Raw genomic sequence first — 15,752 nt, 5'->3', positions numbered from 1 at the left:
CCCCTAGCCCCTCCCTGAAGGGAGGGGGACGTATAAGGCGTGCTCTTGCTTTCAGGCGGGTTATACCGCACCAGCCGCCCGATGCTCGGCAGGAAACCGCGATACGGGTCCTCGGCATAGACGCGATTTTCCACCGCCCAGCCGTTCAACTGCACGTCATCCTGGCCGAACCCAAGCGGCTCTCCATATGCGACGCGGATCATCAGCTCGACCAGATCCAGCCCGGTCACCGCCTCGGTCACGGGATGCTCGACTTGCAGGCGGGTGTTCATTTCGAGGAAGTAGAAGCCCTCGCCCGTCGTATCCGCGCCCGACACGATCAGCTCGACCGTCCCTGCCGAATAATAGCCAACCGCGCGCGCCAGCGCGACCGCTTGCTCGCCCATGGCTTTGCGCATCTTCGGCGTGACGAAGGGCGACGGGGCCTCTTCCACCACCTTCTGGTGGCGCCGCTGGATCGAGCATTCGCGCTCGCCGAGATAGACGATGTTGCCGTGCTGGTCTCCCATCACCTGGATTTCGATATGGCGTGGGCTTTCGATGAACTTCTCGATGAACACGCGGTCGTCGCCGAACGATGCCAGCCCCTCGCGCTTGGTCGCCTCGAACCCTTCGCGCACATCCTGCTCGCTATAGGCCAGCCGCATCCCCTTGCCGCCGCCGCCCGCGCTCGCCTTCATCATCACCGGATAGCCGATGCCCGACGCGATCCGCACCGCTTCCTCGGTATCGGCGATCTCGCCCAGGAAACCGGGGACGACATTGACCCCGGCTTGCTTGGCCAGCTTCTTCGATTCGATCTTGTCGCCCATCGCGGCGATCGCGGCGGGCGGCGGCCCGACAAAGGCGATCCCCGCCTCGGCGCACGCCTTGGCAAAACTCTCGCGCTCCGACAGGAAGCCATAGCCCGGATGGATGCAATCCGCGCCGGTCTCCTTGGCCGCCTTCAGGATCAGATCGGCGAGCAAATAGCTCTCCCCCGCCGGCGGCGGCCCGAGCCGCACCGCCTCATCCGCCATCAGCACATGCGGGCTGCGCGCATCGGCATCCGAATAGACCGCGACCGTCGCGATCCCCATCTTCTTGGCGGTGCGCATCACCCGGCAGGCGATTTCACCACGATTGGCGACCAGGATTTTCTTGAACATTCTACTCTCCCCTCCCGCTTGCGGGAGGGGCCGGGGGAGGGCCTGTCCGCAAGGGGTTGATGTGTGGGGGGAGGAACACCCCTCCCCTAGCCCCTCCCGCAAGCGGGAGGGGAATTAGGCTGCCGCCACCCGCATCGGCTCTTCACCCGTCATCGGCACCAGCCCGAGCTTCGCCAGCAGCGCGGCGTCCTTGTCGTCCCCGGCATTGCCCGTGGTGAGCAATGTGTCGCCGGTGAAGATCGAGTTCGCCCCCGCCATGAAGCACAAGGCCTGCGTCGCTTCGGACATGCTCTCGCGCCCGGCCGACAGGCGCACCATGCTCATCGGCATGGTGATGCGCGCCACCGCCACCGTGCGGACGAATTCGATGTCGTCGATCTTGGCGAGCGGGGTGTCGGCCAGCATGTTGCCGAGCACGGTGCCCTTGACCGGCACCAACGCATTGACCGGCACGCTCTCCGGGTGGCGTGGCAAGGTCGCCAGCGCATGGATGAAGCCGACCCGGTCGCCGCGCGTCTCGCCCATGCCGACGATGCCGCCGCAGCACACGTTGATGCCTGCCTCGCGGACATGATCGAGCGTGTCGAGCCGGTCCTGGAAGGTGCGCGTGGTGATCACCTCGGCGTACTTTTCCGGCGAAGTGTCGATATTGTGGTTGTAATAATCGAGCCCCGCCTCGGCGAGCTGCTGCGCCTGGGTGGGCGTCAGCATCCCCAGCGTCATGCAGGTTTCCATACCCATCTGGCGCACGCCCTGCACCATCTCGATGATCGCGGGCATGTCCTTGTCCTTGGGGTTGCGCCACGCCGCGCCCATGCAGAAGCGCTGCGACCCCGCATCGCGCGCCTGCGCCGCCGATTGCAGCACCGCGCGCACGTCCATCAGCTTGCTGGCCTTGAGATCGGTATCGGCGCTGGCCGACTGGTTGCAATAGCCGCAATCCTCCGGGCAACCGCCGGTCTTGATCGACAGCAATGTGCAAAGCTGCACCTGCCCCGCCGCATGATGCGCACGGTGGACGGTCTGCGCCTGGAACATCAGTTCGTCGAAGGGCAGGTCATAGAGCGCGGCGATTTCCGCGCGGGTCCAGTCGTTCCTCGTCCGCCCCTCCCCTTCAGGGGAGGGGATGGGGGTGGGGGGGGTCTCACCGAGCGCACCGTCCGTATTCGCGGCACGGCCCCACCCCAACCCCTCCCCTGAAGGGGAGGGGCTATGCTTCGTAATCACGTTCATTCCACACTTTCCTCAACCGGGGGCATATTATGCCCCAGCAATCTAAGCACTTCGCCCGCCGCCTCGACCAGATTGGTGCCAGGCCCGAAAATCCCCTGTACGCCCGCATCGCGCAGGAACTGGTAATCCTGCGCCGGGATCACCCCACCGGCGATCACCTTGATGTCCCCGCGCCCGGCACCCCGCAAATGGCCGATCAGCTCGGGGATCAGCGTCTTGTGCCCTGCCGCCAGGCTGGAGGCACCGACCACATCGACATCGCGGTCTATCGCGAGCTTGGCGGCTTCGGCGGGCGTCTGGAACAGCGGCCCCGGCACCACCTCGAAGCCGAGATCGCCGAACGCCGACGACACCAGATTGGCACCGCGGTCATGCCCGTCCTGCCCCATCTTGGCGACCAGCATCCGCGGCTTGCGGCCATTGCGCGTCTCCAGCGAGACCACGCCCTCCTTCAAGCCCTGCCACGCCGCATCAAATTGGTGCGCGCCGCCATAAATGCCCGAAACCGGCGTCGGCACGGTGTCATAGCGCCCGAACACATCCTCCATCGCCGAGGAAATCTCGCCCAAAGTCGCCCGCTGCCGCGCGCATTCGACCGCGAGCGCGAGCAAGTTCGATCCTCCCCGGAACGGGGAGGTGGCAGCCGCAGGCTGACGGAGGGGGCTCTCCCCAAGCGACCCGCCAGCGTGCGGCACGCCCCCTCCACCATCCTGCGGATGGTCCCCCTCCCCGTGCCGGGGAGGATTGCGCGCGCCTTCGCGCAACGCCTCCAGCGCCGCCTGGCACTTCGACTCATCGCGCCCAGCCTTCACCTTCGCAATCCGCGCGATCTGCGCCTCGCGCACCGCGACGTTATCCACGTCGAGAATGTCGATCGGGTCCTGCTCGGCGAGCTTGTACTTGTTGACGCCGACGATGACGTCCTCGCCCTTGTCGACCCGCGCCGCGCGCGCGGCGGAGGCTTGCTCGATCATCGCCTTGGGCCAGCCCTTGGCGACCGCTTGCGCCATCCCGCCCTCGGCCTCGACGCGCTCGATGATCTCCCACGCCTTGTCGACCAGTTCCTCGGTCAGGCTCTCGATATAATAGCTGCCGCCCAGGGGATCGACGACCTTGGTCATCCCCGTCTCTTCCTGCAGCACGATCTGCGTGTTGCGCGCAATCCGCGCCGAGAAATCGGTCGGCAGCGCGATCGCCTCGTCCAGCGCATTGGTGTGGAGGCTCTGCGTCCCCCCCAGCATCGCCGCCATCGCCTCGACCGTGGTGCGGATCACATTGTTATACGGGTCCTGCTCGGTCAGCGACACGCCGCTCGTCTGGCAATGCGTGCGCAGCATCTTGGAGCGCTCGTCCTTGGCGCCAAGATCGGTCATCACGCGGTGCCACAGCTTGCGCGCCGCGCGCAATTTGGCGACTTCCATGAAGAAGTTCATGCCGATCGCGAAGAAGAAGCTCAGCCGCCCGGCAAAGGCATCGAGGTCAAGCCCGCTCGCCATCGCCGCCTTGGCATATTCGCGCCCGTCGGCAATCGTGAAGGCCAGCTCCTGCAACTGCGTCGCGCCCGCTTCCTGCATGTGATAGCCGGAAATCGAAATCGAATTGAACTTGGGCATATGCGCCGAGGTGTAGGCGATGATGTCCGAGATGATCCGCATCGAGGGCGCGGGTGGGTAGATATAGGTGTTGCGGACCATGAACTCCTTGAGGATGTCGTTCTGGATCGTGCCGTCGAGCTGATCCTGTGACACCCCCTGCTCCTCGCCCGCGACGATGAAGAAAGCGAGGATCGGGATCACCGCGCCGTTCATCGTCATGCTGACCGACATTTTGTCGAGCGGGATGCCGTCGAACAGGATCTTCATGTCGTCGATCGTATCGATCGCCACGCCGGCCTTGCCGACATCGCCGGTGACGCGCGGATGGTCGCTATCATAGCCGCGATGCGTCGCCAGATCGAACGCGACCGACAGCCCCTTCTGCCCCGCCGCCAGATTGCGCCGGTAGAAAGCGTTGGAGGCTTCCGCAGTCGAGAACCCCGCATATTGCCGGATCGTCCACGGCCGCCCCGCATACATGCTCGCGCGCACCCCGCGCGTGAACGGCGCGAAGCCGGGCAGACCGGGGTCGATCCCTGCCACATCGGCTGCGGTGTAGAGCGGCTTGACGTCGATCCCCTCGGGCGTCGCCCAGGTCAGATCACGCCCCTTCACCTCTTTCGCGGCGAGGGCCTGCCAGTCTTCAAGGGTGGGTTTGTCTGTCATCGGTCCATTCCTCCTCTCCCATCGGGAGAGGATACGAAGGCTTAGCCGCGCAGCGGCTTAGCCGAAGTTGGTGAGGGTGACCCTCACCCTTCCGCCGCCTGACGGCGGCTCCCTCCCTCTCCCAAAGGGAGAGGGAATGCAACTCACGCCCCCTTGAACACCGGCTTGCGCTTTTGCAGGAAGGCGATGCCGCCCTCCATCGAATCCGCACTGCCGCGCACGGTGCGCTGGTTCTCGGCCTCCTGCAGCATCGCGGCGGCATAATCGACTTCATAGGCATGGCGGATTTGCCGCCGCATCAGCCCCAAAGCGACCGTCGGCCCCGCCGCCAGCCGCTCGGCCAAAGCGAACGCCTCGGCATCGAGCGCATCGTCGGCGACGACCTTGTGGATCATGCCCCAGTCGAGCGCCTTGGCCGCCGCGACGCGCTCGCCCAGCAGCATCATCTCGGTCGCGCGCGCCCGGCCGATCAGGCGCGGCAGCATCCAGCTTGCGCCGCCATCGGGCACCAGCCCGATATTGACGAACGCCTGCAGGAAATACGCCGTCTCGCTCACCACGCAGAAATCGGCGGCCAGCGCCAGGCTGCAGCCGATCCCCGCCGCCGGCCCGCGCACCGCGCTCACCACCGGCACGCCGAGGTCGGCGATCGCCGCGATCGTCGGGTTATACGCCTCGGTCAGCGCCTTGAAGGTGGTGTTGCCCGGATCATGGCTGCCCAACGCCCCGCCGCCAACATCCGCGCCCGAACAAAAGCCGCGCCCGTTCGCCGCGATCAACACCGCGCGCGCACCGTCCAGCGCCCCCAAAGCCTCGCGCAATTCCACGAACATTTCGGGCGGCGCGGCATTCAGCCGCTCCGGCCGGTTGAGCGTCAGCACCAGCACGTCGCCGCGCCGTTCCTGCTGGATCATCGTGTCGGTCATGGCCTCTCCCTATCTTCGCGCGCATGCTGTCCGGGCAAAGCCGCACCCACGCAACGTCGTTTCGACCCGTCCCTACAGAGCGAACATGGCCTGCGTCCACTCGCCTATGTCACGGGGCATGCCGCGTCAGCCGTGCGCCTCTGCGGGCGTTTCCATCACTTCGACCAGCACGCCCCCCATATCCTTGGGGTGGATGAATACGATCGGCGTGCCATGCGCGCCGATGCGCGGTTCGCCCAGGATCGTCACGCCCTTCGCCTTCAACGCGGCAACGGCGGCATGGATTTCGGGCACTTCGAAACAGACATGATGCTGCCCCCCGGCCGGATTCTTGCGCAGGAAGCCCGCGATCGGCGAGCTGTCGTCATACGGTTCGATCAATTCGATCTGGGTGTTGGGCGTGTCGATGAAGCACACTTTCACGCCCTGCGCGGGCAAATCGAACGGCTCGCCGATATGGGTCGCACCCAGCACGTCGCGATACAAAGCGATCGACCGTTCGATCGACGGCGTGGCGATGCCGACATGGTTGAGCCGCCCCAGCGTGAAGTCGCTCATCGGCAATCCCCCTTTCCCGGCACAGGCACCGTCATTGATCGTCACTCGCCTCGGGCGTGGCTGGCCCGGCCGCAGGAGGGGCGGGTCCACGCGACGGGGCCTTGCCGAACTCATAGCCACAGGCCGACAGCACTTGCCGGATGGGCGCTTCGCCCGGGCCGACGAACTGCGCCTCCACGACCTTTTCCTCGGGGTCGATCACGCGGACGCGGATCGATTTGCCGTGTGCGATCATGACGGACAGGTTGCTGACGACCGCATCGTTGCTGATGAACGCCCCGCTGCCCGGAAATTGCCAGTTGGTGCCGAGCCAGCCGCCATCATCGACATTGATCGACACCGGGCGCGGCAGCGCCGCTGCAAAGCCCGGCTTGGGGATGAACTGGATCGAGACGATCTTTTCGTTGGTCACGTCACAGCGCACAACCAGGCGCGCCTTGGCGTCGGTCGACCAGGCCGAACTCGATGTCGACACATTCGCGCCATTGGTGCGGGTCTGCACCGCCCAGGGTGCAGGCGCGGGCGCTGCGGCGGGGGCGGGCGCTGCCGCCTGAAGCAGGAGCAGCGCGAGCATCACTGTGCCACCACGCTTTCGGGCAGATCCTTGCCGAACACCCGCTGATAATATTCCGCGACCAGGCTGCGCTCGGTCTCGTCGCATTTGTTGAGGAAGGACAGGCGGAAGGCAAAGCCGACATCACCGAAGATCAGCGTGTTCTGCGCCCAGGTGATCACCGTGCGCGGGCTCATCACGGTCGAAATGTCGCCATTGATGAAGCCGCGCCGCGTGAGATCCGCCACGCGCACCATATTCTCGACCTGCTTCTTGCCCTCGGGGTGATCATATTCGCCCGATTTGGCGAGCACGATCCGCGCCTCGACCGCCGCTGGCAGATAATTGAGCGTCACCACGATGTTCCAGCGGTCCATCTGGCCCTGGTTGATCTGCTGCGTGCCGTGGTACAGGCCCGACGTGTCGCCCAGGCCCACCGTATTGGCGGTGGCGAACAGGCGGAAATAGGGGTTGGGGCGGATCACGCGGTTCTGGTCGAGCAGCGTCAACTTGCCCTCGGTCTCCAGCACGCGCTGGATCACGAACATCACGTCGGGGCGGCCGGCATCATATTCGTCGAACACCAAGGCGGTCGGCGTCTGCAGCGCCCAGGGCAGCAGCCCCTCGCGAAATTCGGTGACTTGCTGGCCGTCCTTCAGCACGATCGCATCGCGGCCGATCAAGTCGATGCGGCTGATATGCGCGTCGAGGTTGATGCGGATGCACGGCCAGTTCAGCCGCGCCGCAACCTGTTCGATATGCGTGGATTTGCCGGTGCCGTGATAGCCCTGCACCATCACGCGGCGATTGTGCGCAAAGCCTGCGCAAATCGCGAGCGTGGTGTCCTTGTCGAACACATAGGTCGGGTCGAGATCGGGCACGCGCTCATCGGCTTCGCTGAACGCCGGGACTTCCATGTCCGAATCGATCCCGAACAGGTCGCGGACCTTCTTCATCTGGTCGGGCGCGTCGAGGATCGTGGTCTCGCGGCTGTCGGGCTGGGTGTTCGGAATCGTGGTCATTGCTGAATGCTCTGCAAGGTGGTTGCCCCCTCCCTAGCCCTTCGCATCGCGCGAAGTCGAGACGGGAGTTTCATGCAATCTTGGGCGGCAGTTCGAACAGGGTGCAGAAGTGCGCGGCGAGCGCCACGTCGCCGCGCACCGCCAGCCGCCCCCACGACACCACCTCCGCCAACGGCGTCGTGCCGAACAGCGCGGGCAGAAAGGCATTGGGCTCGCCTGCGAACACCGCATCGGGATCGGCCAGCGCGCCGCGGCTGACCGTCAACAGGCCATTGGCGATGCGGGCACCATAATGCTCCTTGCCGAGCACGAAACCGAACGCCCCCGCAAAGCCGCCCGCCCGCTCGGGATGAAACATCATCCGCAGCGCCAGCATCAGCGCAATGCGCGAAAAGGGCAGCGACGGGTCGTGCGCTGGCGAGCGCAGCGCCCAACGTCCCAGCGCCATCACCACGGGTTCGGCGTCATACCCCCAGGGCGTCAGCGCATAGACCTGGACATTGGCGGGCGGCGGCAGCGTCTCGCGCGTCAATATGCCCGCCGCCTCGAGCCCCTGCAGCCGCTGCGTCAGCACATTGGCGCTCAGCCCCGGCAGCCCGCCGCGAATTTCGCTGAAGCGCCGCGGCCCCAGCAGCAATTCGCGGATGATCAGCAGGGACCAGCGCTCCCCGACGAATTCCAGCGCCAGCGCGGTTCCACACGCATCGTTATACCAACGCTTCGCCGGGGGGGGCTCCTTCTTAGTTATTTTTTCTACCTTCATAGTTGTTTTTTGTAACCAATCACGGCATCCCATGCAAACCGCGAATCGCACCGGAGAGTTGCGCCGTGACCAAGAGGATCTTCATCAGCCTGCCCGTGGCCGACGTCGCCGCCGCGACCGCTTTTTACGAAGCGATCGGATGCACCCGGGACCCCCGCTTCTCCAACGCGGCTGCCGCATCGATGCTGTGGTCCGATGCGGTCACCTTCAATCTGCTCAGCCATGAGGTCTATCGCGGCCTCACCCCCAAGCCGCCCAGCGACGCCAAGGCGACCAGCGCCGCCCTGTTCGCGCTGGCGCTCGATACGCGCGAGGCGGTCGACGCCTTCGCCGCCGCCGCGATCGCCGCCGGTGGCCGCGAAGTGCACGGCGCCGAGGACGAAGGCTTCATGTATTCGCGCGGGGTGGAGGATCCCGATGGCAACGGCTTCGGGCCGTTCTGGATGGCGACCGATACCATGCCCAGCGAAGCCGAAGCCGCGCTCTGACCTTTGGGAGACCTGCGATGACCCCCACCATCACCACCTTCGCCTGGGTTCCACCCTTCGCACGCGGCCAGGTTCGCGATCTGCGCGCGCGCTGGGCGTTCGAGGAGATTGGCCAGCCCTATGCGCTCGATCTGATCCGCGATGCCAAGACCCCCGAGCATCGCCGCTTCCAGCCCTTCGGCCAGGTGCCGTGCTATCGCGACGAGGATGTCGCCTTGTTCGAATCGGGCGCGATCGTGCTGCATATCGCGCGGCGCGGCACGGGGCTTTTACCCGATGACGCGGCCGGGCAAGCGATCGCCGAGCAATGGGTGATCGCCGCGCTCAATTCGGTCGAACCGTTCGTGATGGATTTGGTGCGGTGCGATCTGTTCGAGGCGGACAAGCCCTGGTCGACGCAGCGCCGCCCGAGCGTGATCGACACCGTTCGCGACCGGCTTGGCGGGGTGGCGGCGGCGCTGGGCGATCAGCCTTATCTCGGCGGCGAGCGCTTTACCGTCGGCGACCTGGTGATGGCCTCGGTGCTGCGCATCGGGCGGACCAAGGACATCCTCGACGACTTCCCGACGCTCGCCGCCTATCTCGAGCGCTGCACCGCGCGCCCCGCCTTCCGCAAGGCGCTCGCCGACCAGCTCGCGCTCTACACCGAGGAAACCGTGCCCGCCTGACCCCCATAAGGAGACGATCGATGCCCTATATCGATGGCTTCGTCATTCCCGTGCCGACCGACCAGAAACAGGCCTTTATCGATCACGCCACCATCGTCGATGCGATGTTCCTTGAACTCGGTGCGACGCGGATCGTCGAGTGCTGGGGCGATGACGTCCCCGCCGGCAAGCTGACCGATTTCGCCCGCGCGGTTGCCGCGACGCCCGACGAGACCGTCGCCTTTTCGTGGATCGAATGGCCCGACAAGGCGACGCGCGATGCGGCGTTCGACACGATGCGCGACGATCCGCGGATGCGGGACACGCCGATCCCGTTCGATGGCAAGCGCATGATTTTCGGCGGGTTCGCCCCCGTCCTCGACCTCACGGCCTGAAGGAGCACCGCGATGACCAACCCGCACGGCACCCCGATCTGGTACGAATTGCAAAGCGCCGATCCGCTCGCGTCCAAGGCGTTTTACGATCACGTCATCGGATGGAGCATAGCCGAACCCAACCCGGACATGGATTACCGCATGATCGAAACCGGTGACGGTGCGGTCGGCGGGGTGATGCGCCTGACCCCCGAGATGCAGGCGGGCGGGGCCAAGCCCGGCTGGCTGTTCTACCTTGGCGTCGGCGATGTCGATGCCACCGCCGACGCGATCAAAAGCGCGGGCGGCGCAGTGCATATGGGCCCATGGAGCATGCCGGGGGTCGGCCGCATGGCGCTCGCCGCCGACCCGCAGGGCATCCCTTTCTACATCATGCGCGGCGACAGCGACGCATCGAGCACCGCGTATGACCGCACCGGCATGGGCAAGTGCAACTGGAACGAGCTGATCACCCCCGATCAGGACGCGGGCGACGCCTTCTACCGCAGCGTCTTCGGCTGGAACTATCCGGGCGTCATGCCGATGGGGCCGAGGGGCGAATATCGCTTCATCGCGGTCGGCGACCAGACCTTCGGCGCGACGCAACCCCATGACGGTGCTGGGCCGCCCCCCGGCTGGCGCTTCTACTTCCGCGCGCCCGATATCGAGGCGGCCGCCGCCAACGTGACAGAGGCGGGCGGCAGCGTGATGATGGGCCCGATGGAGGTCCCCGGCGGCGACCGCATCATCATCGCCAGCGACCCGCACGGCGTCGTCTTCGGCGTGGTCGGGCCGGGCCAAAGCGGGGGCGAGGCCGCGCTTGCGTAGGGTCATCGGCGGCCTGTTCCAGTCGCTCGACGGCGTCATCCAGGCACCGGGTGGGCCGACCGAAGATCCAAGCCACGGTTTCGCGCATGGCGGCTGGATGTTCCCGGTTTCCGACGAAGCGGTCGGCGCGGCGGTCGGCGATTTCTTCGCCGGCCCCTATGACTTGCTGCTCGGGCGGCGGACCTATGACATTTTCGCCGCCTATTGGCCCTATGTCGCGGGCGAAGCGGCGGCGATGGGCGACGCCTTCACTGCGGCGAACAAATATGTCGTCACCCGCGGCGAGCAGCCACTGACATGGGCCAACAGCCACCGGCTCGGCGATCTCGATGCGGTCGCCGCGCTTCGCCAAGGCGACGGCCCCGATCTGCTCATCCAGGGATCGAGCACGCTCTACCCAGCCCTGCTCGCCGCCGGGCTGCTCGATCAGTTGAAGCTCTACACGCTCCCGATCGTGCTTGGCGCGGGCAAACGCTGGTTCGGGGCCGACACCCCGCCGCTCACGCTAAAGCTGGTCGAACATACCCTCACCCCCGGCGGCACGGTCATCGCGACCTATCAACCGGCGGGGCCGGTCGCGACCGGCGCGTTCGGCCATGTCGAGAGCGCCGCCGAAGACGACCGTCAGCGGCGGATGAAGGAAGGCAGTTGGTGATCGCGCCGTAAGAAAGGGCGACGCCGTTCGTATCGCGCCCGCCGCTTGGTGTCGCGCAACGTCAGGCGAACGCCGCCGCGCTCTTCAATTGCGTGTAGGCGGCGATCACGTCCTGCAGCTTGCTCTCGAAACTGCGGTCGCCGCCATTGCGATCGGGGTGATATTTGCGCACCAGCTCGGCATAGCGTTCGCGCAAAGCCCGCCGGTCGACATCGGGCGCGAGCCCCAACACCTTTAGCGAGCGCCGGTCGACCTCCGACAAAGGCCGTCCGTCCTTGCGCTCTGGCTCCATCTTGCGGCGGAAGCGCGCGCCGATCGCGTCGAGCGGGTCGCTGAAGTCGGACCATTTCGGCGGTACGTCGCCGCCCGAATGCGCGAAGGCGCGCGTCTCGCGCTCCCACCCGGCAAACGGGCGCTGCTGCGCGTGGATTTCCTCCGCGCTCATCCCGTTGAAGAAATTGTAGCGCGCGTTGAACGCGCGGACATGGTCGAGGCAGAACCAGCGATAGCCGCGCGGACCGTCCCCGCCGAAGCGCGGCCCATCGCCCGTCGGCGCGCGAAATTCGCCCGGTTGATCGCAGCCCGGCTCCTCGCACACGCGCCCGGTCCCCTCCACGCGTCCGTGAAAGCGCGGGGCGGGCCGCTCCCTCGCGGCATCTTTCTTGTCGTCGTCGCAGGCCACGCGGCTCCCTCAAATGCAAAAGCGGTCTATATAGGCGCGATGACAGACCCTGCCACCGCCTCCCATCCGATTCAGCGCCCGATCGTCGACGAGATTCGCGATCGCCTCACAGCCGCGCTCTCCCCCACCGCGCTCACCATCTCCAATGACAGCGCCCAGCATGCCGGGCATCTCGGCGATGACGGCACCGGCGAATCGCACTTCACGGTCACGGTCGAATCCGGGGCCTTTGTCGGCCTGTCGCGCGTTGGGCGGCAGCGTCTGGTCCATCAGGCGCTGGCGGACCTGTTGCGGGACCGCATCCACGCCCTCGCGATCCGCGCGCGGGCTCCCGGAGAATAAACGATGCGCTACGGTCTGTGGTATTGGCCCGGTATCCAGGGCCGTGGCGAATTTATTAGGCTTCCGCTTGAAGCGGCGGGCATCGCTTATGTCGATTGCGGCCGCGTCGAAGGGGAGGACATGCTGGTCGCCAACATGGCCCACCATGCCGCCAAGCGCGGCCCCTTCGCGCCGCCCTATCTCGAACTCGACGGCATGGTGATTGCGCAGGTCGCCAACATCCTGCTGTTCCTTGGCGATCATCACCAGGTCGGCGCGTCGCGCATTGCCGATCGGCTGTGGCTCAACCAGTTGCAACTGACGATCGCCGACATGGTCACCGAGGTCCACAGCGTCCACCACCCGGTTGCCGGATCGCTGACCTATGAGGAGCAGAAAGACACCGCACTCGCCGTCGCCAAGGTGTTCCGGGAAGAGCGCATGCCCAAATTCCTCACGCATTTCGATGAGGCGGCCAAGAGCGGTCCGGGCGAATGGCTGATCGACCATCACTGGACCTATGCCGACACCTCGCTGTTCCAGCTCGTCGAAGGGCTGCGCTACATGTTCCCCAAGCGTATGGCCGCGCTTGAGCCCGCTTATCCCGACCTGATCCGCATCCGCGATCTCGTCGCCGATCTGCCCGGCATCCGCGCCTATCTGAAAAGCGAGCGCCGCCTGCCCTTCTCGCAGAACGGCATCTTCCGCCATTATCCCGAGCTCGACGCCGCATGACCCGCACCCCCCGCCCCGCCGCCCGCATCGTCCTGCTCGATCCGGCGGGGCGCGTGCTCCTGTTCCGCTTCGACCCTGACGATCGCCCGCCTTTCTGGTGCACCCCCGGTGGCGCGCTCGATCCGGGCGAAAGCTACCCCACCGCTGCCCGACGCGAATTGCTGGAGGAAACCGGGCTCGATCTCGATCCCGGCCCCGAAATCCTGCGCCGCGTGGTCGATTTTCTGACGATCGAGGGCGTCCCCGTCACCGCCGACGAGCGCTATTTCCTGGTGCGCGCGCCGCATGACCGGATCGAGACGCACGGCCATACCGCGCTCGAACAGCGCGTGATGACACGCTGGCGCTGGTTCACCCGCGCCGAGCTGACGGAAGCGACCGAGCCCTATTTCCCGAGCGACCTGCTCGCTATTCTCGCCGATCTGGAGGCACAGCCATGACCAATGACGATCTGATCCTGCAGACGATCATCCCTTCGACTCACGATCTCGGCGGTTTCAAGGTGCATCGCACCTTGCCCTCGCGGCCGCGCACCATGGTCGGGCCGTTTATCTTCTTCGACCAGATGGGCCCGGCACGGCTGGAGGTCGGCACCGGCATCGACGTGCGCCCGCACCCGCACATCAATCTCGCCACCGTCACCTATCTGTTCGCGGGTGCGCTCGGCCACCGCGATTCGATCGGCAGCGATGTCGTGATCGAGCCCGGCGCGGTCAATCTGATGACGGCGGGGCACGGCATCGTCCATTCCGAACGCTCGCCCAGCGCCGAGCGGGAGACGGGCCCCGAATTGTCGGGCATCCAGACCTGGCTCGCTTTGCCCGAGGCGGATGAGGAGCGTGATCCGGCGTTCGAACATGTCGCCAAGGCGGATTTGCCAACGATCGATGCCACCAACGCCCGCGCGCGCGTGGTGATGGGCAGCCTGTGGGGGCAGAGCGCGCCGACCACCACTTATGCCAGCACGATCTATGCCGACATCGTGCTCGATGCGGGCGGGTCAATCCCGATCGATGCCGAGGCGGACGAGCGCGCCATTTACATTGCGCTCGGCGAGGCGACGCTTGACGGTATGACGCTGGAGCCAATGACGCTGTACGTGCTCAAACCCGGCGTTGCCGCGACGCTGCGCTCGGCGACCGGTGCGCGCGCGATGCTGTGCGGCGGAGAAGCCTTCACCACCCCGCGCCACGTCTGGTGGAATTTCGTCTCGTCCAGCCGCGACCGCATTGAGGAAGCCAAGCGCGCCTGGACCGCCGGGGAATTTCCGAAGGTGCCGGGCGACGACAAGGAATGGATCCCGATCCCCGGAGTGCCCAAGACGGTGAGTTATCCGTAATCTACTCCCCTCCCGCTTGCGAGTTGTGCAAGGGCTCCAGGTAAATCGTGCCCCCGGCACGATTTAGGAATTGCTGGGGGCAATTCCGACCTGGAGCCCTTGTACAACTGGGTTGGGGGAGGGCATGGTGAACCGAACGCGCGGTGAGAGAAGGTCAGGCCCTCCCCTAACCCCTCCCGCAAGCGGGAGGGGAATTTCCATGCCCACCTTCACCCTAAACTCCATCCCCCTCTCGACCGGCGTAACGCTCGACGTGGCGACGGCGGGCGACCCGGCGCATCCGCCGATCATCCTGCTCCACGGCTTCCCCGAATCGCACCGCACTTGGCGGCACGTCATCCCGCAGCTCAGCACCGACCATTTCGTGATCGCGCCCGACCAGCGCGGTTTCGCGCGTTCGTCCAAGCCGGCGCAGGTGTCCGATTATACCCCCGACAAGATGGTCGCCGATCTGCTCGCGCTTGCCGATCATTTCGGCCTCACCACCTTCACGCTGGTCGGCCATGATTGGGGCGGCGCGATCGCGTGGATGGCGGCGCTGCAAAACCCGGCGCGCATCACGCGGCTGGTGATCGTCAACGCGCCGCACCCGTTCGTCTTTCAGCGCACGCTGTTTGACGACATGGCCCAGCGCGCCGCGAGCCAATATATCCGCGCGTTCCGCAATCCCGATTTCGAAAAGCACGTTGCCAGCATCGGCCTGTCGGCATTCTTCGACGGCAGCTTCGCCGCGCACACCGACCTCGCAAAGATGGCCGAGGAAAAACCCATCTATCTTGACCAATGGGGCCAGCCCGGCGCACTCACCGCGATGCTCAACTGGTATCGCGCCAGCCCGATCCTCGTCCCCGCCATGGACGAAACGCCCGAGCGCCCCGCCTTTCTCGACGGTCCGTTCCCGCCGATCCACCAGCCGACGCTGGTGGTGTGGGGCCTGAAGGACATCGCCTTGCTGCCCAGCCAGCTCGAAGGGCTGAGCGCGCTCGTCCCCGACCTGACGCTGGTCAAGGTCGATGCTGGCCATTTCGTCCCCTGGGAAAACCCCGACGCGATCGTCGCCGCGATCCGCGCCTCCTGATCCTCCCCGGCACGGGGAGGGGGACCGTGAGCATTCAGCGAACGGTGGAGGGGGCCCTCCACAAGAGCTACGCCTGTGGAGAGGCCCCTCCACCACCAGCCTGAAGAAGGCTGGCGGTCCCCCTCCCCGTGCCGGGGAGGA

19 protein-coding genes are annotated in these 15,752 nt (G+C 66.1%); 10 read left to right on the top strand and 9 right to left on the bottom strand.

Annotated elements, in window-relative coordinates; all coding sequences use genetic code 11:
- The 8 genes from ON00_RS15425 to ON00_RS15390 form a co-directional block, all read right to left on the bottom strand.
- Positions 1-1,148, bottom strand: a 1,148-nt coding sequence (locus ON00_RS15425) for an acetyl-CoA carboxylase biotin carboxylase subunit (protein ID WP_010407315.1), incomplete at its 3' end; no start/stop codon positions are given.
- Between the two features lie 114 nt (positions 1,149-1,262).
- Positions 1,263-2,381 carry a biotin synthase BioB gene (gene bioB / locus ON00_RS15420; RefSeq protein ID WP_245535584.1) on the bottom strand — a complete coding sequence of 373 codons (1,119 nt, stop codon included), beginning with the start codon at positions 2,379-2,381 and terminating at the stop codon, positions 1,263-1,265.
- Positions 2,378-4,642 (bottom strand): methylmalonyl-CoA mutase, encoded by a 2,265-nt coding sequence (scpA, locus tag ON00_RS15415; protein WP_010407312.1) that lies wholly within the window; start codon positions 4,640-4,642, stop codon positions 2,378-2,380. Before scpA ends, bioB begins: the two co-directional genes overlap by 4 nt.
- A gap of 143 nt (positions 4,643-4,785) precedes the next feature.
- Entirely contained in the window at positions 4,786-5,568 is a 783-nt protein-coding gene (locus ON00_RS15410) for an enoyl-CoA hydratase-related protein (protein WP_010407311.1), read from the bottom strand.
- A gap of 126 nt (positions 5,569-5,694) precedes the next feature.
- On the bottom strand, positions 5,695-6,126 hold the full coding sequence (gene mce, locus ON00_RS15405; protein WP_010407309.1) for a methylmalonyl-CoA epimerase: 432 nt from the start codon (positions 6,124-6,126) through the stop codon (positions 5,695-5,697).
- A 31-nt stretch (positions 6,127-6,157) separates the two neighbouring features.
- Positions 6,158-6,700, bottom strand: coding sequence for a hypothetical protein (locus ON00_RS15400; RefSeq protein WP_010407306.1), 543 nt, complete (start codon positions 6,698-6,700; stop codon positions 6,158-6,160).
- Positions 6,700-7,701, bottom strand: coding sequence for a cobaltochelatase subunit CobS (gene cobS / locus ON00_RS15395; protein WP_010407303.1), 1,002 nt, complete (start codon positions 7,699-7,701; stop codon positions 6,700-6,702). The genes ON00_RS15400 and cobS overlap by 1 nt, the downstream gene beginning before the upstream one ends.
- A gap of 70 nt (positions 7,702-7,771) precedes the next feature.
- Positions 7,772-8,464: a winged helix-turn-helix transcriptional regulator gene (locus tag ON00_RS15390; protein WP_010407301.1), complete on the bottom strand. Its 693-nt coding sequence runs from the start codon at positions 8,462-8,464 to the stop codon at positions 7,772-7,774.
- A gap of 65 nt (positions 8,465-8,529) precedes the next feature.
- Between ON00_RS15390 and ON00_RS15385 the strand changes: the two genes are divergently transcribed.
- The 5 genes from ON00_RS15385 to ON00_RS15365 are packed head-to-tail and all read left to right on the top strand — an operon-like array spanning position 8,530 to position 11,456.
- Positions 8,530-8,952: a VOC family protein gene (locus ON00_RS15385; protein WP_010407298.1), complete on the top strand. Its 423-nt coding sequence runs from the start codon at positions 8,530-8,532 to the stop codon at positions 8,950-8,952.
- A 17-nt stretch (positions 8,953-8,969) separates the two neighbouring features.
- Entirely contained in the window at positions 8,970-9,620 is a 651-nt protein-coding gene (locus tag ON00_RS15380; protein WP_010407295.1) for a glutathione S-transferase family protein, read from the top strand.
- A gap of 20 nt (positions 9,621-9,640) precedes the next feature.
- On the top strand, positions 9,641-9,994 hold the full coding sequence (locus ON00_RS15375) for a DUF1428 domain-containing protein (RefSeq protein ID WP_010407291.1): 354 nt from the start codon (positions 9,641-9,643) through the stop codon (positions 9,992-9,994).
- A 12-nt stretch (positions 9,995-10,006) separates the two neighbouring features.
- Positions 10,007-10,801 carry a VOC family protein gene (locus ON00_RS15370; RefSeq protein WP_010407289.1) on the top strand — a complete coding sequence of 265 codons (795 nt, stop codon included), beginning with the start codon at positions 10,007-10,009 and terminating at the stop codon, positions 10,799-10,801.
- On the top strand, positions 10,794-11,456 hold the full coding sequence (locus ON00_RS15365; RefSeq protein ID WP_010407287.1) for a dihydrofolate reductase family protein: 663 nt from the start codon (positions 10,794-10,796) through the stop codon (positions 11,454-11,456). The genes ON00_RS15370 and ON00_RS15365 overlap by 8 nt, the downstream gene beginning before the upstream one ends.
- Before the next feature lie 61 nt (positions 11,457-11,517).
- On the opposite strand, the gene ON00_RS15360 is transcribed toward ON00_RS15365, so the two are convergent.
- Entirely contained in the window at positions 11,518-12,138 is a 621-nt protein-coding gene (locus ON00_RS15360; protein ID WP_029622967.1) for a J domain-containing protein, read from the bottom strand.
- Between the two features lie 39 nt (positions 12,139-12,177).
- On the opposite strand from ON00_RS15360, the gene ON00_RS15355 reads away from it, so the two are divergent.
- The 5 genes from ON00_RS15355 to ON00_RS15335 all read left to right on the top strand — a co-directional run bounded on the left by ON00_RS15355 (position 12,178) and on the right by ON00_RS15335 (position 15,611).
- Positions 12,178-12,480 (top strand): BolA family protein, encoded by a 303-nt coding sequence (locus tag ON00_RS15355; protein WP_010407281.1) that lies wholly within the window; start codon positions 12,178-12,180, stop codon positions 12,478-12,480.
- 3 nt (positions 12,481-12,483) lie between these two features.
- Positions 12,484-13,194, top strand: coding sequence for a glutathione S-transferase (locus tag ON00_RS15350; RefSeq protein WP_010407279.1), 711 nt, complete (start codon positions 12,484-12,486; stop codon positions 13,192-13,194).
- Positions 13,191-13,634: an NUDIX hydrolase gene (locus ON00_RS15345; protein WP_010407278.1), complete on the top strand. Its 444-nt coding sequence runs from the start codon at positions 13,191-13,193 to the stop codon at positions 13,632-13,634. Before ON00_RS15350 ends, ON00_RS15345 begins: the two co-directional genes overlap by 4 nt.
- The gene (locus tag ON00_RS15340) at positions 13,631-14,533 is read left to right on the top strand and encodes a pirin family protein (RefSeq protein ID WP_010407276.1); all 903 of its coding nucleotides are present in this window, start codon (positions 13,631-13,633) and stop codon (positions 14,531-14,533) included. The genes ON00_RS15345 and ON00_RS15340 overlap by 4 nt, the downstream gene beginning before the upstream one ends.
- A gap of 199 nt (positions 14,534-14,732) precedes the next feature.
- Positions 14,733-15,611 carry an alpha/beta fold hydrolase gene (locus ON00_RS15335; RefSeq protein WP_010407274.1) on the top strand — a complete coding sequence of 293 codons (879 nt, stop codon included), beginning with the start codon at positions 14,733-14,735 and terminating at the stop codon, positions 15,609-15,611.
- Positions 15,612-15,752 lie beyond the last annotated feature (141 nt).

This window comes from Sphingomonas echinoides ATCC 14820, assembly GCF_000241465.1.
Taxonomy (GTDB): Bacteria; Pseudomonadota; Alphaproteobacteria; order Sphingomonadales; family Sphingomonadaceae; genus Sphingomonas; species Sphingomonas echinoides.
The sequence above is the reverse complement of the archived record's forward strand: the minus strand, read 5'-3'. Positions and strand labels throughout refer to the sequence as shown.